General features: G+C 69.8%; 22 protein-coding genes and 1 pseudogene. 18 read left to right on the forward strand and 5 right to left on the reverse strand.

Annotated elements, in window-relative coordinates:
• Positions 1-103 precede the first annotated feature (103 nt).
• The 7 genes from D9V36_RS01305 to D9V36_RS01325 all read left to right on the forward strand — a co-directional run bounded on the left by D9V36_RS01305 (position 104) and on the right by D9V36_RS01325 (position 6375).
• Positions 104-535 carry a DUF6354 family protein gene (locus D9V36_RS01305; RefSeq protein ID WP_129292051.1) on the forward strand — a complete coding sequence of 144 codons (432 nt, stop codon included), beginning with the start codon at positions 104-106 and terminating at the stop codon, positions 533-535.
• Positions 536-580: 45 nt separating this feature from the next.
• On the forward strand, positions 581-724 hold the full coding sequence (locus D9V36_RS40570; protein ID WP_164992811.1) for a hypothetical protein: 144 nt from the start codon (positions 581-583) through the stop codon (positions 722-724).
• A gap of 221 nt (positions 725-945) precedes the next feature.
• Positions 946-1092, forward strand: a complete 147-nt coding sequence (locus tag D9V36_RS40575; protein ID WP_164992812.1) for a hypothetical protein — start codon at positions 946-948, stop codon at positions 1090-1092.
• Positions 1089-1661 (forward strand): hypothetical protein, encoded by a 573-nt coding sequence (locus D9V36_RS01310; RefSeq protein WP_129292052.1) that lies wholly within the window; start codon positions 1089-1091, stop codon positions 1659-1661. The genes D9V36_RS40575 and D9V36_RS01310 overlap by 4 nt, the downstream gene beginning before the upstream one ends.
• 769 nt (positions 1662-2430) lie before the next feature.
• Complete coding sequence (locus D9V36_RS01315) at positions 2431-3450, forward strand: NucA/NucB deoxyribonuclease domain-containing protein (protein WP_129292053.1); 1020 nt, start codon at positions 2431-2433, stop codon at positions 3448-3450.
• Positions 3451-3544: 94 nt separating this feature from the next.
• Complete coding sequence (locus D9V36_RS01320; protein WP_129292054.1) at positions 3545-4537, forward strand: DUF6924 domain-containing protein; 993 nt, start codon at positions 3545-3547, stop codon at positions 4535-4537.
• Between the two features lie 1019 nt (positions 4538-5556).
• Complete coding sequence (locus D9V36_RS01325) at positions 5557-6375, forward strand: SAM-dependent methyltransferase (protein ID WP_129292055.1); 819 nt, start codon at positions 5557-5559, stop codon at positions 6373-6375.
• 616 nt (positions 6376-6991) lie between these two features.
• Here the strand turns inward: D9V36_RS01325 and D9V36_RS01330 are convergent.
• A complete protein-coding gene (locus D9V36_RS01330) occupies positions 6992-7447 on the reverse strand; it encodes a hypothetical protein (RefSeq protein WP_129292056.1) in 456 nt (151 codons plus the stop codon).
• Positions 7448-7699: 252 nt separating this feature from the next.
• Here D9V36_RS01330 and D9V36_RS01335 point away from each other — a divergent pair.
• Positions 7700-8499: pseudogene (locus D9V36_RS01335) on the forward strand (IS5 family transposase).
• Positions 8500-8636: 137 nt separating this feature from the next.
• Positions 8637-9293 (forward strand): hypothetical protein, encoded by a 657-nt coding sequence (locus D9V36_RS01340; protein WP_129292057.1) that lies wholly within the window; start codon positions 8637-8639, stop codon positions 9291-9293.
• A gap of 336 nt (positions 9294-9629) precedes the next feature.
• Here the strand turns inward: D9V36_RS01340 and D9V36_RS01345 are convergent, their stop codons facing one another.
• Positions 9630-10994, reverse strand: coding sequence for a transcriptional regulator (locus D9V36_RS01345; RefSeq protein WP_129292058.1), 1365 nt, complete (start codon positions 10992-10994; stop codon positions 9630-9632).
• Between the two features lie 212 nt (positions 10995-11206).
• Between D9V36_RS01345 and D9V36_RS01350 the strand changes: the two genes are divergently transcribed.
• Genes D9V36_RS01350 through D9V36_RS01380 form a run of 8 tightly spaced genes read left to right on the forward strand, consistent with a single transcriptional unit; the run spans position 11207 to position 19512 of the window.
• The gene (locus tag D9V36_RS01350; RefSeq protein ID WP_129292059.1) at positions 11207-12388 is read left to right on the forward strand and encodes an inositol-3-phosphate synthase; all 1182 of its coding nucleotides are present in this window, start codon (positions 11207-11209) and stop codon (positions 12386-12388) included.
• Positions 12389-12408: 20 nt separating this feature from the next.
• Entirely contained in the window at positions 12409-13653 is a 1245-nt protein-coding gene (locus D9V36_RS01355; RefSeq protein ID WP_129292060.1) for a methionine adenosyltransferase, read from the forward strand.
• Positions 13654-13665: 12 nt separating this feature from the next.
• Entirely contained in the window at positions 13666-14523 is an 858-nt protein-coding gene (locus D9V36_RS01360) for a sugar phosphate isomerase/epimerase family protein (RefSeq protein WP_129292061.1), read from the forward strand.
• Entirely contained in the window at positions 14520-15518 is a 999-nt protein-coding gene (locus tag D9V36_RS01365; RefSeq protein WP_129292062.1) for a phosphotransferase enzyme family protein, read from the forward strand. The genes D9V36_RS01360 and D9V36_RS01365 overlap by 4 nt, the downstream gene beginning before the upstream one ends.
• The gene (locus D9V36_RS40580) at positions 15515-16456 is read left to right on the forward strand and encodes a hypothetical protein (protein WP_164992813.1); all 942 of its coding nucleotides are present in this window, start codon (positions 15515-15517) and stop codon (positions 16454-16456) included. Before D9V36_RS01365 ends, D9V36_RS40580 begins: the two co-directional genes overlap by 4 nt.
• Positions 16453-17430 carry a phosphotransferase family protein gene (locus tag D9V36_RS01370; RefSeq protein ID WP_164992814.1) on the forward strand — a complete coding sequence of 326 codons (978 nt, stop codon included), beginning with the start codon at positions 16453-16455 and terminating at the stop codon, positions 17428-17430. Before D9V36_RS40580 ends, D9V36_RS01370 begins: the two co-directional genes overlap by 4 nt.
• Positions 17431-17453: 23 nt before the next feature.
• Complete coding sequence (locus tag D9V36_RS01375) at positions 17454-18176, forward strand: SDR family NAD(P)-dependent oxidoreductase (RefSeq protein WP_164992815.1); 723 nt, start codon at positions 17454-17456, stop codon at positions 18174-18176.
• A gap of 19 nt (positions 18177-18195) precedes the next feature.
• A complete protein-coding gene (locus D9V36_RS01380) occupies positions 18196-19512 on the forward strand; it encodes an aminotransferase class III-fold pyridoxal phosphate-dependent enzyme (RefSeq protein ID WP_129292065.1) in 1317 nt (438 codons plus the stop codon).
• A 10-nt stretch (positions 19513-19522) separates the two neighbouring features.
• Here D9V36_RS01380 and D9V36_RS01385 read toward each other — a convergent pair whose 3' ends face one another.
• The 3 genes from D9V36_RS01385 to D9V36_RS01395 form a co-directional block, all read right to left on the reverse strand.
• Positions 19523-19939 carry an NUDIX domain-containing protein gene (locus D9V36_RS01385; protein WP_164992816.1) on the reverse strand — a complete coding sequence of 139 codons (417 nt, stop codon included), beginning with the start codon at positions 19937-19939 and terminating at the stop codon, positions 19523-19525.
• Between the two features lie 391 nt (positions 19940-20330).
• A complete protein-coding gene (locus D9V36_RS01390; protein ID WP_129292067.1) occupies positions 20331-20909 on the reverse strand; it encodes a DDE-type integrase/transposase/recombinase in 579 nt (192 codons plus the stop codon).
• A 280-nt stretch (positions 20910-21189) separates the two neighbouring features.
• The gene (locus D9V36_RS01395; protein WP_129292068.1) at positions 21190-22065 is read right to left on the reverse strand and encodes a hypothetical protein; all 876 of its coding nucleotides are present in this window, start codon (positions 22063-22065) and stop codon (positions 21190-21192) included.
• A gap of 122 nt (positions 22066-22187) precedes the next feature.
• Between D9V36_RS01395 and D9V36_RS01400 the strand changes: the two genes are divergently transcribed.
• Positions 22188-23213: a 2'-5' RNA ligase family protein gene (locus D9V36_RS01400; RefSeq protein WP_129292069.1), complete on the forward strand. Its 1026-nt coding sequence runs from the start codon at positions 22188-22190 to the stop codon at positions 23211-23213.
• Positions 23214-23242 lie beyond the last annotated feature (29 nt).

The following is a 23242-nucleotide window of genomic DNA, read 5'->3' on the forward strand; positions in this document are numbered from 1 at the left end:
AACAGCTCCTCTATCATGCGGCCCGCGATATGCACGATGACGGATACCCTGCGCATAGCTGGAACCAAATCCGGCGGGGACAACTAGCGGACGCCCATATCCGATGTTCGCAACGACTTCGCCCAGGGCGGGCCCGAGAGCACAAGGGGAGCAGGATGACGGGGAGATCCGGCAGAGCGCAGGCCGCACGGTGGAAGAGGGGCAGCTCTACCTTGACCGCGACCGCTACATGGCCGACCGGGACCGCCGACTGCGGGTAGGGCCCATCGGCTCCAACGGCCGTGCCTCCTGTGTCATCGAGCACGACCTGCACCTCGGCGGCCAGCTCGTCGGGCGCACCACCCCCATCGCCGTCAGCAGCCTTGGCAACCCCCGCAAGTTCGAACTGCCGGAAGAAGCCGGCGCCGTCACCGCAGACCCGCGCTACACCCGGCTGCTCGCCGCCATGGCCACCGTCCACAGTGCCACGGCCACCCCCCGCGACTACGCCCGTGCCGCCTACGTCGCCCTTGCTCTCGGGGACGGTGCCGCGTGAACACCCGCGAGAAGAAAGGAAGCATGCCCCCGAGGCGCCGGCACGGTGAGCCCGGACCAGGAAACACTGTTCCCGGTCGCGACGCCAGCCGTCCGCACCGAGATCACCTACGCCCAGCCGGACGGCGCGCTGCTCACCGCCGATGACTTCACCCGCCTGGCCGCTCTCACCCGCAGCGGTAGCCGATGACAGGCCCCACCCCCGAGGAACAGTCGGGCCCGGACACCGCAGTGCACGGTCTGCCAGAGACCGCGCCCGCCCCGGCATCACCGCGGCTGAGCTGGCCCGCCGAATCGCCCGCGCCCGCCACCGTGCCCCGGCCGACAGCGCCCCAAGCAACCGCTCGCTGCGCTGGGTGCCGCACACCCACGCTGATCTGCCGCCCAGCGACGCAGCCGACTTCGGCCCCCATGAACAGCGGAAAGACCAGCCCGGCCGCCCAAGTACGAGCCCGACTCACTGTGGCCAGCATCGACTTCGAGGAGACCATGCACACCGACGCCTCCGGCCACGAGGTCACCGAGTTCACCGGCATCTGGTCGGATGGCTCCGCATGAGCGCACCGCACACCCCGACGGCCGGGCCCGCTTCGGAAGCCGACGACCTGCGCGCCAGGCTGGAACAGCTGCGCATCCTGGTCCTCGACCCCACCTTCGAGTACCCGACCTTCGCCGACCTGGTCCTTGCCCACGGCTGCGACTACGCTCCCGCCCCCTGGCCCGCCGGAGCCCATCCGCGGCTGCTTGGGGACTGCTTCACCGCCGCACACCGGTGGGCCGATCGGGAGGGCTGGACGTACTGCGAGGGGTACGCGCTGGCGGCCGATCCGCTCACCGGCGCCTTCGAGCACGCCTGGTGCCTCACCCCCGACGGCCACGTGGCCGACCCGGCTGCTCCCGACGGCTGGACCCTTGCCTACCGGGGAATCCCGCTGACTGACGTATTCCGCCGTGCCCATGTCCGGGACGGTGATGCAGTGATCACCTTCGGCCACGACCTGCTTGGCGGGCCCAACATCGCCGTCCTGCGCGATGGGCTGCCCGACGCCGCGCTCGCTGCCTCCGACTCCCATGCGGCAGCCACCACACCAGGCCGTCGCCCGTCCACCGCGCCCCGAGAGGGATGAACCGTATGTTTGCCACCGCCGAATGCATGCGCCCACAGGGGGCCTTGGGCCCCGTCGAGGTCGTCTGGCACGTCCCCGCCGACCCGGAGGCCCGCGACAGCGACTGTGACGCCCAGTCCATCGCCCATCGCCTGCCGCGACGGCCAGCGGCGTAGGACGACCGCGCCGCAGGCCCTGCCGCCTTAGCGGCGTCAGTGCACGTCGTGGACCAGGTGCTCGATCACCGAGTCGAGTCGCTGTCGCAGGGCGCCGAGGTTCAGGGCCTCGACTTCGACCGCGCTCTACAGATCCAGCCCTCGCGCAGGCACTTCTCGCGGAAGGGGCTTGAAGCTGCTGTCCGCGGCGTTGGCGTTGTGCGCCCCAGACACCCGCCGTTGCTCCCCATCCAGCCGGGCTCTTGTGTATGCCCTGGAGGCCGTCGGGGACCTGTCCAGACGGTCCGAGTGGCTGATGCCAGTCCTTGCGTATGGCCAGACCGCATGGCAGCCGAGGCCGGTTGCCCGGAGAGGGTAGGTCGGCCAGGTTCCCGGGAGGTCTCCCGAAGCGGTGCTGGTCCTGTGCACGGTCGAATTCCGGCCCTGCGCGAGACGTATTCCGGCGCGGGTGCCCGACCGAACAAGAGTGCTTTTTTGTGCGAATCGAAGTTAAGACAACCCTTCCTATTCCCTGGCTATTTCAGCTGCGGTCCTCCTAGGTTGTCTGGTGCCTGTCGCCGCAGCGGTCTGCAAATTCGTGCGGCCATGGAGCGCGGCAGGGAAGGGGGAGTTCCTTGAACACGGCAATGAAGCGCTTAGTGGCGGCCTCATTCGCGGGGTGCCTGCTGGCCGGAACCATGGCCGGCGCGGCTCAGGCCGATACGACACCGCCGAAGAACACGCTCAGCGCGGTGCTGATGGACCCCGTCAAGACGGTCCGGGTCCACGCCGCGGGGACCAGCTGCCGAATCGGCCACCTCACCATCACCCGCACCGGCATGTGCCTCGACACCAAGGCCCAGGTGGTCCTGCTGCGCAACGGCAGGCCCGTCGGCGAGGCCACCTTCGAGGTCAAGCACTCCATGAATCTGAAGACGAACAAGCTGAAGTGGGGCGAGAGCTTCACCATCGGCAAGGCCAAGCTCCACAAGGCGTCTGGGATCCGGACCAGCGTCTCGGTCGGTGCCGGCAAAGGCGTGAAGACCGACGTGAACTTCCGCCAGGGATCCACCCTGGGACCCGCCCATAAGGGGACCGTCAAGTACAAGGCCAGCGTGGGCAAGCACAAAACGCTCAATAAAGCGGCCTCCTACCGCTTCAAATTCACCAAGCCCGGGTACACCCCCGCGGCTTTCAGCTACAAGTCGGCAAAGTTCCGCTGCGACGACACCTTCTGGTCCCGGGAAAACCCGAACCGTCGCGTGAAGAAGCCCGGCTGCGTCATCCCCGGCTTCGCCCCCACCTTCAGCCTCTCGCACACCGACGCGAAGGTGAAGGAGTCCGCCCGCCACATCGCCGACGCCCAGAGCGCCATCGCGGGACACCCCGGCGCCTCCACACCACTGCACCGCATCACCAACGAGACGACCATCGACAAGCACCGCCGGGCCATGTGCGGCAGGGTCAACGCCCCCCAGGGCAAGGACTGTGATGAGTACCCCTTCGCCGCCACCAAGGAAGGCGGCAACCCCCGCCGCGGCAGCACCCGAGTCATCTCCGCCGGTGACAACCGCAGCGCCGGCGCGCGACTGGGCGGCTTCTATAAGGTCCAGCGCGTCCTCAACGGCGACGCCTACTACGTCCACATCAAGTAGAACTCGCCCAGCCCAGCAGTAACCTGGGTGCTGCTCCACGCCAGGAGCAGCACCCAGCGCCGTACACGGGGAACGAGACGGAGTTGAGCAGGGCGTGACGACCGAGACCAAAGACCTCTATGTCGAAGACCACGACCTCCTTGTCGACCCCATGCTCCAAGGAATCATGGAGTTCCCTGAACACTCTTCCCTCACCAATGGCCTCATCGGATTCCACAAGGACTTCGGCACGATCCTGACTGGATTCGAACGCGGCTACCTCCGCGTCACCGTCGAAACCCACTCCGGCCCGCCTGCGCTGAGCACGGCTGAGTGGGACGACGTCCTCGACATCTCCGCAGACTTCATCCGCGGACAGGCCTTCGTCTCCAGCTACGACCAGCCCCTCACCACCAATCTCGCCTTCGACGGGCCCGGGACCTACCGAATCCGCGTCCACGCCCGAGGCCGCACCACCACCAAGGACGCCGCCCTGCCCCGTCGGCCCCGCCCCACCAAGACCAGCCCGCCCCCCGAGACCTACCTCGTCCAGGTCTGGGCTGCCCCCACCGCCCCGGAACGCATCCACAAGAGCAGCGACCACGCCTCCCTGCCCGCAGCCGACTACACCGGCCCCACCGCCTCTCCATACCACCCGGCCGTCAAAGTCCCCAAGATCCACTCCAAGGCCGGCGGGATCGTCGTCATCCGCACCTGCTCCACCAACCCCGAAGCCTGGCAGAGCCTCCAGAACTTCCTCGACAAAGGCGCAGAGGACGGCGGCGGCATCAACGTCACCTCAATCGACAACAGCGCATACAACGGCCTCACTGCAGATCAGCTACGCACCCTGGTCGACCGTGACGACAAGGACTGGCCCCACCACCGCATCTTGCTCATCGCCGACGACCAAGCCCTCGCCACGCCCGACTTCCCCCTGCTCGCCGTCGACAACCCACCAGGAGAACCCACACCGTCCTTCCGCATCCCCAAGGCACATCTGGAGAACTTCGTGGTCAACATGGACCTGGGAAACACGTTCTTCTCCGACTGGTCGCGCGACGCAGACGAAGACGGCATCTACCGAGGGACCGCCGACGGCACGTAGGCAACCCGCCGAGACCGAGTCCGGCACTGCCCGGCTGCTGCCCCGCCTTGCCCGTGACATATAGGGGCGGGCTACTGGACGCCACCACGGCACTGGGCGTCGCGCACTCGCGGACCATCCACGGTACGCGGCCAGTGCCGGAAGTGGGCCTCGGCCTCCATGCCTGCAGCGGCGTCATCCTGGTCCCGGCCAGTTGTCGCTCGATCACGGCGCGGACTGCCGCGACGAATGGCGGAGGCCAGGTCACCGGGCCGTGGGCGCAGACGATCCCGTCCGTGCGTCGACGACATAGACGTGGATCTCCACAGGTGGGACCGGTCCTTCCCGGCACAGGGAAGGACCGGGGTGATCCGTCTTCCTGCCGAAGGGCCTGCCACGGATGGACCTGCCAGGGACACCCTCGCCAAGCCGGTGGAACATCAGCAGCACGCTGGGCTGCTCGATGAAGGCGAAACGGGCCGGACCGGTGCGCCCGCCGACAGCGTCAGTCTCGACCGGCTCGGGCTCGGCCAAGGCATCAGCAGTTGCACGCCCTGCGACGACAGACTCCACGACATGCCCTCGGGCAGCCCGGGCCGGGTGGGACCATAGAGCTGGCCGACCGCGGGCGGCACGTCTCGGGCACCCGACCATCGTACGAGCGCCGAACCCGGCGGGCCGAAGGACTCGCCCGATGTTCCCGACGCGCGACGACGGACGCTCCTGGCACACACGCCACCACGCGATCCACAGCCGTGATCACGGGCTTAGCGTTCACCTCTGCTTTTCGCCGACGCGACGGACCTGCTGCGCGGGGCGGTCATACGATGTCGTCTGCGAGCGGATCTGACGACGCCCCATCCCGGCCGACACCCGGCCGCCGTCAGCGAGACGGTCCGTGAAAGGCCGACCGAACCTGCGGCCCCGCGCTCGTTCCCACAGGCCGGTGTTGGACCTGAGCTTCCGGACGGCTCCCAGCTATCTCTCGCGTCTCTTACGATGGCCTCCAGGCAACATCCGCTGGCAGGAGGGCAGTTGGCATGGTCGAGGGTATTTCCGACGTGGACCAGTCGCAGCCGAGCATTGCCCGGGTCTACGACTATCTTCTCGGCGGCAAGGACAACTACGCCGTGGACCGCGTCGTCGGGGACAGGTTCAAGCAGGAGCTTCCCGGCTCGGTCGCCATCGCGCACGCCAACCGCCAGGGCCTCATTCGCGCCGTGCGGGAGATCGCCCTGGCGGGCATCGAGCAGTTCATCGACCTGGGCAGTGGGTTGCCGACCGCAGACAACGTCCATCAGGTCGCGCAGCACCACGCCCCCGGCTCCCGCGTGGTCTACATCGACAGCGACCCCATCGTTCTCGCCCACGGCCGCGCCCTCCTTGAGGACAACGAGCACACCCGTGTGGTCCAGGCCGACGTCCGCGACCCGCGGAGTATCCGGGAGCACCCTGATGTCATCGGCATGATCGACTTCGACCGGCCCGTGGCCGTGATTCACAGCGCCGTCCTGCATCACATCAACGACGATGAGGACCCCCGCTCGATCGTCCGATACTGGCAGGAGCAGGTCCCCTCGGGAAGTTACTTCTTCATCTCCCACTTCCGCAGCGGCGGCAACCCCGAGACCGTTGAGGCCGAGGCGGTGCTCCAAGCCACCTTCGGCCGCGGACGGTGGCGGACAGACGAGGAGATCTCCGACCTCTTCGGCGATCTGGAGATCCTGGAGCCAGGTATCGTGCCAAGCTCCCTTTGGCGCCCCGGCTTGGCCGAGCGACTGCCCCGCATCGAGCCGGCACAGCACGAGCTGACCGTCTGGGAACAGCTCATCGTGGCGGGCCTGGCACGAAAGCCCTGACGCAGGACAGACCGAGGCGCAGTACTGCACGCCCCGTCTCCGCCTATGAGGGATGAGCATCTGTGACCTGCACGGCCTGGTGCACTACCGGCGCGTGGCCGTGCCGATCGTGCACCGCGGTGTTCGGCTTCTTCGAGGGCGTCCTCTCCGCTCTCGAAGACATCGAAGCGGGTCGCTGTCCAGCCGGAGAGACCCGGCCCTGCTGCGCCTCCTGGGAAGGAGCCGGGCGGGCGCTGCGTGGCCACCCAGGACGCCATCGCTCAGTACGTCGCGCTGAGCCGCCCGCAGGCGCCGACGTGGAACACGGCCCGACGGGGAGCTGGCCCGACTCGGACCCGGGCGGTGCGTGCTGCACTGCCACGCCGGCGCGCTCACCACCGCGCGCCCCGAGCTGTACGCCCTCGCCCTCGGCCGGACGACGGCTGGCCGCCGCGTGGCTGCGCTGGCGGGCATGACCCGCTGCCGCTGCCCAGGCTCCTCGAAGCCGCGTGCGGGCATCTCGAAGACCTCGACGTACCTGGACAATCACCGGGTGCGCGGCGAGAGCCCGCGTGCCGCACGGGCGTTCCGCCGGATCAGCCGCAGCACCGCCCGTCGGCCCGCAGCGGGTCGCTTTTCACGCTCCTCCGAAATGGAAGTCGTCAGCCGCCTCGTCCGCAGTCCAGTCGACCCCCTTGAGGTCCGGGTCGCCACTGTCTGATGCGATGGTGGCGAGAAGTTCTGCAGATGCCTCGGTGGCCTGTTCGTCCTCAAACCGGTCCACCGCTACGCTCACCCCCCGCTGTTCCAAGGTGTGAAGGAGTTCAGCGCCCAGCAAGTGACGATCCTCCCAGCGCCGGGGGGCCGACACGATCAGGTGCTGGAGGTGAGTCGGATCGAGGGCGGGGTTGCGCCCGGCGAGCGTGAGATCAAAGGCGACCCTATATAGGAGCATCCCCAGCTGGAAGCGGTTCCGGCCCACACGGACGTAGGCCCGCAGACGGGTCCGGCGGCTCAAGAGGGAGTCATCAGGCGCCCCCTCAACCCAGTCCGCGAGCATGCTCGCGACGGGGGCAAGGTCAAAGTCAGGCATGGAGGTTTTCCAGATGTCATGGCGAAATGGGGGACCCTCCAGGGCTGATGACAACATCATGCTAGCGAACTATCAGGCGTGGTGGACAGAAATAGATCGGCGGCGACAGCGCACACCTCTGTCCGCCGATCCGGGCGTTCGGTGCGTACCCGGGCGACGCAGCCGAACCGCACGAGCCCTAAGGAGTCCTTGCAGAATGATCTTCGTGTGGCACGGTGGAGGGGCAGGTGATCTCGTTCCTTGGGAGTGAGGATGACTCGGCCGAAGCCGTGGGAGATCAGTGACGAGCTGTGGGCGGTGATCGAGCCGCTTCTTCCCAGGCATGAACGCCGCTACCGGCATCCGGGGCGCAAGCGGATCGATGACCGCAGGACGCTGCAGGGTGCGCTGTTCGTGCTCTATACCGGGATCCAGTGGGAGTTCCTGCCGCAGGAGCTGGGGTTCGGTTCGGGGCCGACGTGCTGGCGGCGGCTGGCGTGTGGGATGAGCTTCAGCGGGTGCTGTTGGACCGGTTGCGGGCGGCGGACCGGCTGGACTTCTCCCGGGCCACGGTCGATGCCTCGCATGTGCAGGCCAAGCGGGGGCGAAGCCGCCCAAAAGTCGGTCCGAGTCCGGTTGACCGTGCACGGCCGGGCTCGAAACACCATGTGCTGACCGACGCGCACGGTATCCCGCTGCGGGTGTCGCTGACCGGCGGACACCGCAACGACGTCACCCAGCTCCTGCCGCTGGTCGACGGCCTGCCGCCGGTGCGGGGCAAGCGGGGCCGTCCCCGCCGCAGGCCCCGTGCGGTGTATGCCGACCGCGGCTATGACCACGACATCTACCGTCGGCGGCTGCGCGAGCGGAACATCACCCCGAAGATCGCCCGCCGCGGGCAGCCCCACGGCTCGGGCCTGGGCCGCGTCCGCTGGGTCGCCGAATCCGCCATCGCCCACCTCCACGGCCCCCGCCGCTTACGGACCCGCTGGGAAGCACGCGACGACATACACGACGCCTTCCTCCAACTCGCCCACTGCATGATCCTCGCCCGCAAACTCCCAGCTTTCTGAAAGGACCCCTAAGACCTGCTGGTCCGCCGGGCCGCAGGCGACGTGAGCTAGGAATGCCCCTCGTCCACGAGGGGGAGGAGCCAAGATGGCCACCGGACGCCATACCGGCGCCCGGGACAGTGGGGAGGAACGCCTTTATGGAACCGTTCGCACCGAAGTTTCAAGGCCGACCGTGGGTGAGCGGCATGCGGGCCCTGCACGTGTACGTACTGCCTCGGCCCGGAGCAGACGACGATTTGCTCGCCATGGCCCACGCATGCCAGCCGATCTTTGCTCGCTACCCGATCGACCCGCAGTGCGGCAGCGGACCGGACGACGCGGGCCTCTTGCACCTGACCGGTGAAATGCTGGCCGATGTACCGGCCGCTGAATACAACGAGGCCGCACGAGAGGAACTGGCGAATGCTCTGCGCGCGGAGCTATCCGACGTAGCCGCGTTCACGACGGAAGTTGGGCCACCGATCGGAAATATTGCGGGTGCCGTGTTGGATGTCTGGCCGGAGGCGGACACGGTTGCGCTTATCGAGCGGATCCGAACAGCGATCAGCAAGACCCGTGGCGACGTAGCGCTGCAGCATTCCGGCGGGCGCCCACACATTTCCCTCGGCTACAGCTGGGGCTCAGCTTCGTCCGACCCTCTGAACAGCGAATTGCGTAACAAGGTGGTCCCGCGTCGCGCGACGCTTTTCGTCGACCGCGTTCATCTCCTCGACGTGGCGTGGACTCTTGATGACGACCTCGGTGGATGGCGCATGTCGTGGGAACGGGTAGCGGAAATTCCCCTGAGCGACTGAGCAGCTTCCAGCCGGTCAGGCACCTCGGGATCCGGCGTCGAGGGTCTCCGTCGCGCTTCAAGGGCGTCCTCGAACGTTCCACGCGTCGGGAGCGTCGACATCGGCGTACGCCTTCCGGTACGCCTCAAGGTGGCCTGAGTAGTGCGCGCGGCCCGCCGCGGCGTTCCGCGCGGCGAGTTGGTGGACATTCCCTCGGGGCCGGCCTGGTAGAGGCGACCAGACGCAAGCCCACGCCGGTCCCGACGTGTACAGCTTCCACCTCGGTCGCATCCACGACGTCGAGGCAACAGCCCCTTCCACCACCCCGTTCATGGCTCGGCGCACTGACGCCGTCGGTCAGGAAAGGAAGGAGGTAAGGAAGTCGCTGGCGGCCGGTGCTTCGTGGTGGGGGGCGAGTTTGTCGCGGAAGCCGTTCAGGGTGGAGGAGCTGCGGGCGGAGGCGACGCCGCCGAGCAAGGTGACAGCCCGGGATGCGCTGGCGCAGGCGTGTTCGATGTCGCCCTGGGCGAGATGAGCCTCGGCGGTTCGGGTGAGGTAGAGAGCGTGGTCGCGGTGGTAGCCGTCCTGGTCGTAGGCGGCGGCCAGTGCGGCGTCGAAATGGCACAGGGCGCGAGCGGGGTCACCGAGATCCAGTGCGCACGAGCCCGTCAGATTTTCCAGCTCGCCTGTCGAGAGCCAGTAGGACCAGGCTGGATCGTCGTCGTGCGGACCTTGGGCGTGGGCGTCGAAGGCGGCGTTCAGGGCGTGTGCGCACTCCTTGTGCTGGCCGGTCTTGGCGTAGGCGCGGGCGATGCGGGCGTGGAGCATCGCCTTCACGCGCGGAGTTGCGCCGCGCCCGACGGCGTTCTGGGCGACTTCGACGAGGTCGACGGCGTCGGCGGGGTTGCCGGTGGAGTAGGTCTGGATGGCCATGAACGCCAGGGTGTTGGCGCCGGTGGCGTGGTCGTCGGCGGCTGCCGCGGCGCGCAGGGCGGTGAGGAAGTAGCGCTGGGCGGCGGCGTGGTGGCCGGAGTCGAAGAACAGCCAGCCGCACAGCCGGGCGCCTTCGGCGACGACGGAGTGGAGCCGGGTGCCGACCGTGCTGGTGTAGCGGGCGTCGTCGAGCAGGCTGGAGGCGAGCTTGAGTTCCTCGGTGGCGAGGGTGCGCAGGGTGCCGCCGCCGAGGGTGTCGTCGAGGTGCCGCAGGTGATCGAGGCGTTGGTCGAGGTGGTCGACCATGGCTGGGGTGACGGTCAGCCGGCCAGTGGTCGCGGTGGAGGTTGGGTGTCCGAGGGAGGCGAGGAAGTGGTCGGCGGCACCTGTGAGGGTGGCGCCGGTGGCGATGAGAAATGCACGTCGGTCCATGGGCCCTCCGCGAGCGGTGTCGGCCAGGGCATGAAGCATGCCCGTCTGCGTCCACGGTAAGTCGACGACCGAGCGGTTATCGAGAGCCAGGAGCAGCCAGTCTGGCCAGGGCAGGGTGTGCACGGCTTCGGCTGGGATGCAGTGCAGGTCGGCGATGGCGAGGCGGGCCGGGAGCTCGGGGGTCGCGGCGCCGCTCTCCCAGCGGCTCTGCTTTTCCCTCCGCGTGGCCATGGCTCCGTAGCCGAGGGCGGCGTGGCGGTCGGCCACCAGCCGCAGGTACTGCTCGGCGGTCAGCGGTTTGGGCCCGAAGGCGTACCGGAGGAACGTCAGAGGGTGGTTGAACAGCTGCGGCGTCACGGCGGGTGCCTCCTTGCAGGACGGGCAACAGAGCGCGAGCGGTGCAGCGCTCACCGTAGGGGCAGCCACTGACACCCGGAGCCAGCACGGCCGCAGCGAGGCAACACGAGGCAACAACAGAGGCATTCCGCACCCTGTCCGGTTGGCGCTTGTCTTGAGACACCGTCAACCAGGCCCCGATCGGGGCCGCGGAGATTGAAGGGGTGTGGGGCATGCCTGCACACAAGACGGACACGGGCCGCACGGGCGTGTGGCTGGTCGGTGCGCGCGGGTCGGTGGCGACCACCACGGTGGTCGGAGCGCTGGCGATCCGGGCGGGCCTGGCCGGCACCGGCGGCATGGTGACCGAGCTGGAACCGTTCGCGGAGGCGGGCCTGCCCGGCGTCGACGAGCTGGTCTTCGGCGGCCACGATGTCGCCGAGGTGCCGTGGGGGAAGAAGGCCGAGGCCCTGGCGGAGGCCGGGGTGCTCCCGGCCCGCCTGGTCCAGGCCCTGGCCGGGGACCTCGCCGAGGCGGAGCGTGAGCTGCGTCCGGCGCCGGCCAGCGGGCACGCGGGCCGGGACGCCGAGCTGATCGCCGCAGACCTGGCCTCGTTCGCCGAACGCCACGACCTGGAGCGCGTGGTGGTCGTGCACGTCGCGTCCACCGAGCCGGCCGCCGCATCGCACCCGGCCCACCAGAACGTCGACACGCTGGCCGCCGCCCTGAAGAAGGGCGAGGCGGTGTTGCCGGCGAGCTCGCTGTACGCGTGGGCGGCCATGAGCGCGGGCTGCGGCTTCGTGGACTTCACCCCGTCGACCGGGGCGCGACTTCCCGCACTGGCGCAGCTCGCCGAGCGGCAGCGGGTGCCGTCCGCGGGCCGGGACGGCAAGACCGGGGAGACGCTGGTCAAGAGCGTACTGGCCCCGATGTTCGCGTGCCGGAACCTGCGGGTGGGCTCGTGGTCGTCGGTGAACCTGCTCGGCGGCGGGGACGGAGCCACCCTGGCCGAGCCCGGAGCGAACGCGTCCAAGACCGCCAGCAAGGCCGAGGTGCTTCAAGCCACGCTGGGCTACCTGCCCGAGGGCGGCGTGCGCATCGACGAGGTCCCCGACCTGGGAGATGCGAAGACCGCGTGGGACCTGGTGACGTTCACCGGGTTCCTCGGCGCCCGGATGCGCTTGGACTTCACCTGGTCCGGCATCGACTCCGCACTGGCCGGCCCCTTGGTGCTGGACCTGGCCCGCCTGACCGCCCGCGCCCACCAGAGGGGCCGGACCGGCGCGCTTGACGACCTGGCGTTCTTCTTCAAGGACCCCCACGGGCACGCGGCGCACGACCTGTCCTCCCAGTGGCAGCGGCTGTGCCACTTCGCCACCGACCTCGCCGCCCCCGCCACCGTTCCGGCCGCCTGAGTCAAGAGGAGACCCACACTATGGACCGCAGCAACCTCACTTACGTGCCCGCCGCCGCCCGCCGGGCGGACGAGCCGTTCGAGATCGTCGAGCGCAAAGGCCACGGCCACCCCGACACCCTCGCCGACGCGCTCGGCGAACACCTCTCGGCCGTCTACTCCCGCTACACCCAAGAGCACTTCGGTGCCGTGCTGCACCACCAGTTCGACAAGACCGGCATCCTCGGCGGCCGGGTCCAGGTCGGCTTCGGTGGCGGGCAGATGCTCAGCCCCGTCCGCGTCCTGCTCTGCGGCCGCGCCTCCGGCTCGTTCGCCGGCGAGCCGATCCCGGTGCGCGAGATGCTCACCGACGCCACCCGCGCCTTCTTCGCCGACCGGTTCCCCATGCTGGACGTCGAGCAGGATCTGCGGCTGCTCTACGAGGCCAGCCAGGGCGACAGCCCCGGCGGCATCGGCGAGAAGGACGCGGCGAACGTGCGGAGCCGCTGGTTCGCCCCCCAGTCTCTGACCGACCTGCCGGAGCTGAAGAAGCTGGCGTGCAACGACACGTCCTCCGGCGCGGCGTTCTCCCCGCCCACCCCGACCGAGCAGCTCGTCCTCGACGTCGAGGAGGTCCTCGCTGGGCACGAGCAGCCGGCCTGGCTGGGGAGCGACATCAAGGTCATGGCCCACCGGACCGGATCGGTGGTGAACCTGACCTGCGCGGTGCCGCAGATCGCCGCCCACGTCCCCGACCTCGACACCTACGTCGCCAACCGGGAGACGGCCCGCGCCGCACTCGCCCAGCACGCCGCGGAGCGCTACCCCGATCTTCAGGTGCAGATCTGGCTGAACACCCGCGACGACGAGCAGCGCCCGGAGCTGTACCTCACCCATACCGGCTCCTCGATCGAGACCGGTGACGAGGGACTGGTGGGGCGGGGCAACCGCTACGGCGGGCTGATCTCGGCGATGCGCCCGTTCACCATGGAGGGCATCTGCGGCAAGAACCCCGTCTACCACACCGGCAAGGTCTACTGCGTGGCCGCCGACCTGATCGCCAGCGGCATCCACGGCGAGCTCGGGCACGGCGCCGAAGTGCTGCTGGTGGGGCAGAGCGGCCGAGAGCTGACCGACCCGTGGGCCGCGGTGGTGCGCGTCGAACCCGCGGCCGGCGGAGGACCTGCCCCGGACGTGGAGGCGGTGGCACCGCTGGTCGACAAGGCCCTCGCGGCCCTGCCCGGCAGCGTGCCGGACATCCTCGCCGGCTCCTACCGGATGCACTGACAGGGGCGGGCAATGACCAGGAATCCGGCCCGCACTGCGGAGTTCACGCCAGCAGTCGACCAGGCGACTGCCGGGTACCGGCTGCCGATCGACCAACTGGTCCCGGCTGCAGGGCGGGCCGGCTTCCCGGTGCTGGAGGTGCCTGCCTTCGCGCTGGCTCAGTACCGCTTGCGGCACGGGCACACCCAGCTGGTACGCCTGCTGGCCCGCCATCGCCTCCGGGTGGGGCAGCTCTCATGCGGCACCGGCACTCCCGCCGACCTCACTGTCCCGCCCGACCGATGGCCAAAGGCCCTTCAGGCGTGGCAGCGCTCGTGCCGCCTGGCCCATGCGGTCGGTTGCCCGCGGCTGTCGGTTTTCGTCCCCCGCACGGCGACCGCGGGCGGCTCGGTGGTGGCGGCCCGGCTCGGCGAGCTCGCCGCCGTGGCAGGAGGCAATGGCCTGCGGGTGAACGTCGAACTCCACGCGCCGGCCCTCCTTGAGGAGGCCGGACGGATCTGGCAGGCGGCTGGTTGCGAGGGCACCGGGCTGCTGGTGGATGTGGCGGCGCTCGCCCTTGCCGGGCTCGACCCGGTCGAGCACATCGCCTGCCTGCCCCGAGGCGCGGTCGGCTGGGTGCACCTCGCCGACCTCGCCGACCCCGTACCCGAGGAAGGCCGACCGGCACGCGTGCTGCCCGGCCAGGGCCGCCTGCCGCTCGCCGACGCCCTCGACGCACTGGCGACGGGCGGCTACACCGGGCCGGTGGCCGCCGAGATCCCCCGAGCCGAGCCGTACACCGGGGACACCGCCTCGCACCTGGCCCGGACCGCCACGGCTCTGACCAGCGGACCACTGGCCCGCTTCTTCACTCCGGAAGGTGAGCGATGACGGCACAGATCAGCGCGGCGGTGACGCTGGCCCGCGACGCCTTCGCCATCCCGGCCGCCGGCGGCGTGCTGCTGGGCGGCGGGGCGACTGCCAACCAAGTCGTCGCGCTGACCGACGGCGCCGGACGTCGCCGGTGGGTGCTGCGCGGACCGCGGCGCGATGCCCGCCCCGAGCGGCTGGCCTTCCTGCTCGGCTTCCACCAGGCCGCCCGCACCCGGGGCCTGCCGGTCGCAGCGCCCAGGCACACGGTCGACGGACAGGCGTGGACCTACGACGCTCAGGGCCGGCCATGGCTGCTGCTGGACTACCTGCCCGGCCGCCCCCTGGACGTCGTGACCGCCGAGCTGGCCGAGCTGGCCGCCGCCCGGCTCGCGGACCTCCACCGCCTTCCCGCTCAACTCGGCCTCACCACGGTCGGCCCGGACCCCGCCTGGAACGCATGGCTGACCTTGCCAGAGGAGACCTGGCGGGCCTGTGCCGACGTGGCCGACGGGCACCACGCACTGCTGAACGCCTACCGGGTCCACCTGGACCAGCTCCACGAGCACGCCCCCGAGCTACAGCAGGCGAACAGTCAGGTGTGGGGGCACGGGGACTTCCACGGCCACAACCTGCTGCACCACCGCGGGCAGATCACGGGCGTGATCGACCTCGACGGCGTCGGCCGCCGCCCGAGGATCACGGACCTGGCGTACGCGGCGCTGATGCTCGCCCGCACCGGCAGCGGCGACTACCGGATCAAGCCCCACCTGCTCCGTGCCGTCCTGACCGGCTACCAGCAACACGCCACGGCACCGCTCACTCCAGCGGAGGAACGGACACTGTGCCCGGCCATGGTCCTCTCCCAACTCCCCGACCCCGCCCACCTGACCGCGCTGCTCCGTGCCGGACATGACCTCGGCCCCGCCCTGGCCCGGCCGCTGGCGGCGCTGCGCGACCTCGCCGCCCAGCGCACACTCCTGGTCAACCTGATCACCGAAAGCACGGCGCGGTGAGCGCCGCGGTGCTGCGCTGCGGCCGAGCCCGTGTCGCAGTGGAGGCCGATGACGCGCTGCTGGACACGCTCACGGCCGCATGCCACCCGTGGATCACCTCCAGCCCGGCCGACCACGCCCCGCCGGGCATCTGGGCCGTACACGTCGGACCGAGCATCGCCGGCGAGGCGGTGCCCTCCCACACTGGGACCGCGGTATACCTCGGGGCCGATCAGCGCACCCTTCACCTGCCTGCCTCTTCGGGTTGTGTGCGGCCACTGGTGCGGCTGCTGCGTGCCCTGATACGGCGCCAACTCGCTGCCGACGGTGCGATCTTCCTCGACGCAGCCGTCCTCACCGTGAACGGTACCGGCGTCGCCCTGCTCGGCGGTGCGGGCGCGGGCAAGACCACCACGCTCATCGCCACGCTGCACCGCCACCCTGGTGCGCTGGTCGCCAACGACGACGCCTCCCTGCATGCCGGCGCAGGCAGCCGCGTGATCGCCCGCGGCTACCCGCGTGCGATCGAGGTCCGCCGTGAGGTCCTGCCCCACCTGACAGACGCCGCCGGTCTGCTGACCGCCGCAGCCGAAACCGACAGCCCGAAGCGTGCGCTGTACCTGACGCCGCACCGCCTGGCCGCCGCGCTCGGCACCGCGCTCGCGGAAACGGCCAAGTTGTCGGCCCTGATCCTGCTCGCCCACGGCACCGCTCGCCCCGAAGCGCACCGCCTCACCGCCGAGGCCGCGGCCTCGGCGGTCGCGGCTCACTGTGCGGTCGCGGACCCCTACGAGTCATGGCTCCAGCCGTATCTGCCCACCCCTGCGCCCGGAGCGGAGCAGGGGCTCGCCCTGGCCCAGGCGGTTCCGGTGTGGCGCCTGGCCCAGCCGCTGACCGCCCTGGCGACCTCCGCCGACCTGATCGCCGACCTGCCCCTACGACCTGGAGGCTCGAGATGACCCTGCCGGCCCTGGCCGCCGACCACCCGCCCATCGAACTGGCCCGCGTGGCGTTCACCCAACTCACCGGGGAGCACGTGGAGCGCATCGCCCCGCTCTCACGTGGCTGGGGCCACCTGTCGTGGACCGTACGGACCGCCTCGGGCCGCTACCTGATCAAGACTGGGATTCGGCGCCCGTACCAGTGCGACCTGTACCGGCAGGTCGCCGCCCAGCAACTCGCCGCCGCCGGCGGAGTCGCCACGCCGCTTGTGGTCGCTGTGGGCGACGGCGGCGGCCCGCTCCAGCGCCCCTGCTACGTGCAGACCTGGATTGAGGGAACCGACGGAGCCACCGCACTGGCCCGTCTCGACGCCGGGGGGACCGCCCGGTTCGGCCGCGCCCTGGGACAGGCCATGGCTGCCCTGCACCGCATCCCGGGGCCCCGGTTCGCCGAGGACTGCGCCGGTACCATCACCTACCCCTCCTGGCAGGCCGCGTGCACCGCCCGCCTTCAGCGACTTGTCTCTGCGACCGAGAAGGCCGAAGCCCTCCCGGCGCCGATCCTCTACGCGGTCGCCGACCGGCTCACTGCGCTGATCGACGGTCTGAACGGCGACATCACGCCCCGGCTCACCCATCGCGACGCCTACCTGCCCAACACCCTTCTGCTGAACGACGATCCGGGCACCGCAGCGCTCCTGGACTGGGAAGCCGCCGCGTTCTACGACCCGGTGTGGGATTTCGTGAAGCTCGGCATGTGGGTCTTCGACACACACCCGCAGCTGCGCGACCCGTTCCTTGCCGGGTACACCACACATACCGCACTGCCGGAAGGTTTCGAGGAGCGACTGACGGTCTACCAGGGCATCGAATATCTCGCCGCTTTCCCCTACTTCGGGGCGGCCTGGCCCGATGAAGGCATGCTGGACGGCTTCCGCAAGCTGCTCGCCGGCTGGATGGACAGGCACCACCTGGCCGGGGCACGCCCGTGACCGCCCCAGCTGTCACTACGCCGGTGACGCTCGTGGTCGGAGGCAGCAGCGGTACCGGCGCGGCCATCGTCCGCCGCCTGCACACCGACGGCCACCGCATCCTGGCCACCTACTACCAGCACCCCGAGCGCGCCGACGCGCTCGCCGCCGGACTCGACCCGGCCCGACGCCGTCTGGCCTTCGTGCCCGCGGACCTCGCCGACCCGGACGGGCCGGAGGACCTCGTCCGGCAGGCCGTGTCCCGTTACGGGCGCCTGGACTCGGTCGTGCACTGCGCCGCGGATATCGACACCACCCAGCTCGCCGAACTCACCGCGGCCGGCTTCGACAGGGTGCTCCATACCAACGTCACCGCGGCCTTCCTGCTGCTGCGGGCCGCCGCCGCACAGCCAGCCATGCGTGCGGCGGTGGTGATCTCCTCCATCGCCGCGACCTTCACCGGCCCGGACTCCGCCGCCTACGAATCCTCCAAGGCCGCCACCTCGATGCTGACCCGGTCGCTGGCCGCCGCGTACGCACCCCGAGTGAGGATCAACGCCGTCGCCCCCGGGGCGGTGGAGACCGAACGCTCGCTGGCCGACCCCGGATTCCCCCGCGCCATGCTGCAAGGTCGCATCCCCCTCGGCCGGCTCGCCGAACCTGCGGACGTCGCCGCCGTGGCCGCCTTCCTGCTCGGTCCGGACGCCGCCTACCTGACCGGGCAGGTCATCACCGTCGACGGCGGCCTGTCTCTGAAACTCACCTGACACGCAAGGAGCAGTAGCAATGGACGAACTCCACCCCCACGGCCGCGCGGCCGCCGCGCGCCTGCGCCAACTGGTCCCCGCCGGGGCCCACGCCTACAGCAAGGCCGCCGACCAGTGGCCCGTCACCGCCCCGCCCCTGCTCGCCCGCGGCCAGGGCGCCTTCGCGTGGGACGCCGACGGCCACCGCTACACCGACTGGTTCGCCGGACTCACCTGCTGCCCGCTCGGCCACGCCCACCCCGCCGTCACCGCTGCCGTCACCCGCGCCCTACAGCACGGCACCGCCTTCCAACTGCCCACCACCATGGAGCTGGAAGCAGCCGAGACCTTCCTCGGCCTGGTCGCGGCCGGCGACGACATGGTCAAATTCGCCAAAAACGGCTCCGACACCGTCGACGGGGCCCTCAAGCTCGCCCGCTACGCCACCGGCCGCACGCTGATCGCCAAATGCGCCGACCATCCGTTCTTCTCCACCGGCGACTGGTTCATCGGCACCACCGCCGCCCGCGGCGGCACCCACCCCGAGCCCGCTGCCCGCACCCTGGACTTCCCCTACAACGACACCGCCGCCATCGAGCACCTCTTCACCACCCGCGGCAAAGACCTCGCGGCGATCATCCTGGAGCCTGTCCGCTTCACCCCGCCAGACCCGGCGTTCTTCGCCCGGCTGCGGCAACTGTGCACCCAGCACGGAACCGTGCTCATCTTCGACGAGACCGTCACCGGCCTGAAGTACCACCTGGGCGGGGCCCGCGCCCTCACCGGCGTGCACCCGGACCTGACCTGCTGGGGCAAAGGCATCGGCGGCGGCCTGCCCCTGTCGGCGCTCACCGGCCGCCGCGGCCTGATGGAACTCGGCGACCACGCGCGCCCGCTCCCCGGCCGACCGCCGCTGCTCCTGCTGTCCACCACTCACGGCAGCGACACCGTGGCCCTGGCCGCCATGGTCGCCACCGTCAACGAGATCGCCGCCACCGACGCCCTCGCCCGCGCGCACGCCACCGGCGCCGAACTCCGCCACACCGTGGACGCGGTACTCGCGGAGGCGGGCCTGTCCGGGCACATCCGGCTGACCGGCTACAACTGCTTCCTCGGCATCGAGACCACCGCAAACGATCAGGTCAACGCGCCGCGGCTGAAGGCACTGTTCCTCACCGAGGCCATCCGCGCCGGGGCCCTTGTGCGGGGGATCTTCTACCCCACAGCCGTCCACACCACCGAACACCTGGAACTCACCACGCAAGCCGTACGACACGCCGCCGACGTCTGCGCCCGAGCCCTGGACGGCCACGCCTCGGCCTCCTCCCTGCCCGCCGCGACCCGCCGCCCCCTGTGACGGACGCCAGTCACTCGCGGGTGGTGCTGTACCCGGCGCCGGTTGCTGCCAACAGCGCGGCCACGCCGTCCCGGTACCACGGCATGAGTGCGCTGGCCTCCTCCACCGGCACCCAGGCTGCCTCCACCACGTCCTCGTCGTGGCCCCCGGCCACAGGCTCCCCGGACAGCAAATCGGCGCGGAAGACGGTGAACACGTCGTGCACCGCGGCGTCCATGCGCTCGCTGACGTGGACGACCGGGCCGGCCTCGACGATGACCCCGGCCTCTTCTTTCGTCTCACGGACCGCAGCCTCGGCCAGCGTCTCCGCGGCCTCGCGCCGTCCGCCGGGCAAGCTCCAGGTGTCCCTGTTGCGCACCAGCAGCACCCGGCCTCCGGCCGCGTCCCTCACCAGGGCGTATGCGACATCGACCCGCTCCGCAGACATCCAGCGCATCCTCTCCGTTGCCTTCTCCCTCCGAATTATCCCGGCTTCCGCCTACAACCGCAGACCGCATCACGCAACGTGAGTAGATCGTCACGTTGCAAAGCCTCGCGGCAGGCCAGGAGTGCCGCGTCGTCAACTGGGTCGCACACCGGTCCCTCGACCTCTCGAGCATGACTTCCAAGCTTGTCCTGAAGCGATGGCCCTCAGGCCGACCAATTTGATGTGGGTGTAGTGCTCGCGGCGTCGGTCTCCACAAACGACGGCTCGCACGCACGTGGACGTAGCCATCCGTCGGCAACCGCTGCGCGGTCTGGTTCAGCTGCTCGCCCGCCACCGGTGGCGCCGGTAGTCCACCGACCAGTTGTGAGCGCGGACGCGGTGTGCCCAGCTCTCATTTCGATTCTCGGGTGTGGGCCTGCTCCTGCTGCTCGCTCCAGAACTCGGTAGCAGTCACGGCGCGTTCGTCGTCCAGGGCCTCCGTGTAGGCGAGCCCGGAATGGTCATCGATCGCCGTGTGCAGGTAGGTGTAGCCGACCTTCCCTGTGCCCGGACCTGTGCGCTTAGAAGCCCGTGCGGCGTCGGTGCCGTGGCCGTGCATGCGCCAGCCGCCGCCAGCCGGGATGCGGCCCAGCTTCTTGACGTCGACGTGGAGCATGTCGCCGGGGTGTTCGTGTTCGTAGCGGACGACTTGGCGCAGGTCCTCGCCGGTCGGTGGGTCCAGGTCACGCAGCCTGTTCAGGCCGCGCCGGACGAGGATGCGGTGCACGGTGGCCGGCGCCACGGTGATGCCGTGCAGCCGCTCCAGTTCGGCGGCGAGCCGGGCGGGCCCGTACTTTCGTCTGAAGTCGAAGTGCCTCGACCAGGTCCGCGATGTCCTCGCTCGTGCGGGTGGGACTGGCTGCCGGGCGGGAGGAGTGGTCGAGGAGTACTGCGACGAGGACCCGAAGACGAAGTGCGGACTCTCCGGCATCCCGCACGCCCACCCCGAGGACCCGAACCACCCCGGCGCCTACGGACCGTGCCCCGTCCACCCGGGCCGCCCCGGCGACCACTGACAGGACCTGAGAACAGATCAGCCCCGGCGGAGCCCGCCGGGGCTGACGCATGTCTGGCTCAAGGCGAAGCCACCAACCTCATGAGATGGCACATCTAGGGCGGTATCGGCTTCGACCTTGGCAACGAGTTCGGGTGCCACGGGGCGGAAGCCGCCGCCAGTGTCTTCGGCGCTGGTGAGGCCACGCCTCAGGGGGCTATCTCTCGCGGCCGCAGAGGAGCCAGTTGAACTGGTACGGATCAGCCCCGCGACCCATCTCAGCGAGGGGGATATGCAGCTCGGAGACGCTGTACGAACCGTGCGCCGACGGCGCCACCCCGAGGGCGCGGGCCAGAGCAAGCCGCACCTGCGCAGGAGCGAGCTGCCGCGGCCTCCTTCTCGTGTGGCAGCCCTCGCAGAGGAACGTGACCTCCGGGCCATCGACGGTGAGACGGCGCGGATGGTCGGGGCAGCCTCCGACGCAACGCGGAGGTACGAGACTGTCCCGAGAGGCCAGGAATAGAAGCTCGGCCTCAATGTGCAACGGACCGTCACCAACGTCAGGAACCGTTGAAGGACTATCCCTACGGCCGGGCTGGTAGGTGCTCAGATAGCCGAGGAGCCGCTTGGCGGCGTGGTCCAAAGGAGACGGGCCTGGAGGTACGGGATCGAATTCGTCGGACCAGGCGACGGGCCCGCCGTACCGGTCCGAAACAGGGCCGAGAATCAGACCCAGCGGCGGCTCCTCGCGAGGCATTCGAGGGTCGTATCCCTGGCCCGTGGCGTCGAGAGCTTGCCGGATCTCCTCGGTGACGCGGTTCTCGCCCGCAGTCGGGTCATCGAGGGCCTGGACCAGTTCGTCGACGGGCACGTCCCGAGGCGTCCGGTCACCTGAATACGTGCGGGCAAAGAGCAGCAGGGCCAGGGTGTGCAGCTCGGCCCAGTCGCCGCTGTAGCGCTCACTCAGCAGATGAGCGGCCTCCTCAACGGCTCTGCGCCACCCGGAGGGAGCGGTGGAGCTGAGCAGGAGGCTCAGCTCCAGATCGAGGGCGTACGGGTCCAAGCGGGCGGGTGCATGATCGGCAGCGGGCATACACCCATGGTGCCCGCTCACCCGATGCCGCGTACGCCGAATCCACAGGCCGACGGGAGGGCGAACTGCTGGCGGAAGGAGGTAGCGTGCCGTCAAGCGGTCTGTATTCGGAGGGGTGGGACGTGGAGAGCTTCTTTTCCGCGAAACGGACGTGGGCTGACGGCCCTTACCTGCACTTCATCGCTGTGCTCAACAACCCGGAGTACGTGGCTTTCACACAGGCACACCATGGCCTGCTCGCCGAGTACGGCGATCGGGTCGGCACTGTGCCGGCGCAGTGGCTGCACTGGACAGTGCAAGGCGTCCACCACCGGCTCGGCGAGGACCAGGTAGAGCGCGCGGTGCAGGCCGTCAGGGAGGCGGCGCAGCGCTCAGCACCCGTGACTGTCACCATGGGCCCGGTGTGGCCGGGGGCGAGCGCCGTGACCGTCGCCATGCATCCCGAGAAGCCTCTCGCCAGCATCAACACCCTGGTGCGCAACGCGGTTTCGACGGAGCCCGGCATCCGACTGCGTTCAGCCGAAGACAGGTTCTGGCCGCACTCCACGCTCACTTACTTCCGAGCCCCGGACGTGCACGACACCGAATTCAACCGCCGGTTGCGGAAGATCAGACCTGAGCGCGTCGAGATCTCCATCAGCCGTCTCCTGGCTGTCTACATGCACCAGGACCTCGACCTCGGCTATTACACATGGACGCCGATCGCCGAGATCCCGCTCGGGATCACCGAGGCCGATGCGGCGGCGCCCGAGGTGAGGTGCGGGAAGAGCCCGACCGCGGCGACCTACCGCGCCACGCCGCCGTGGGGGGAGCCAGAAGACGAACGTGAGATCGAGGTCGGAAAGCTGGTTGTGCAACCGCCTCTGTCCGATTCACAGGCCCGGCACGAGTCGTTCGTAGGTGCCGCCCTCGACGACAGCACCTATTTCGAAGAGGGCGAGCCCCCGCTCCCTGCGTGGCCGGAACCCGTCACAGTCAGCTGCAAGCGTCCGACCGGCGCCAGTGTGTGCGGATCCACCAGGCTCCGCGCACGAGGTGCGTGGAACAGTCCGGCAGTCATCACCTGCGAGTACGGTCACTGCTGGAACGACTCCGTCGAGATGATGCGCGAAGTGATCGTCGCGGCCGTGCCCCGCTGTGACCGGTAGGGCGGCTCCTACCGGTCGCCAGTTGCACC

The sequence above is a fragment of the Streptomyces lydicus genome (assembly GCF_004125265.1).
GTDB classification, from domain to species: domain Bacteria; phylum Actinomycetota; class Actinomycetes; order Streptomycetales; family Streptomycetaceae; genus Streptomyces; species Streptomyces lydicus_C.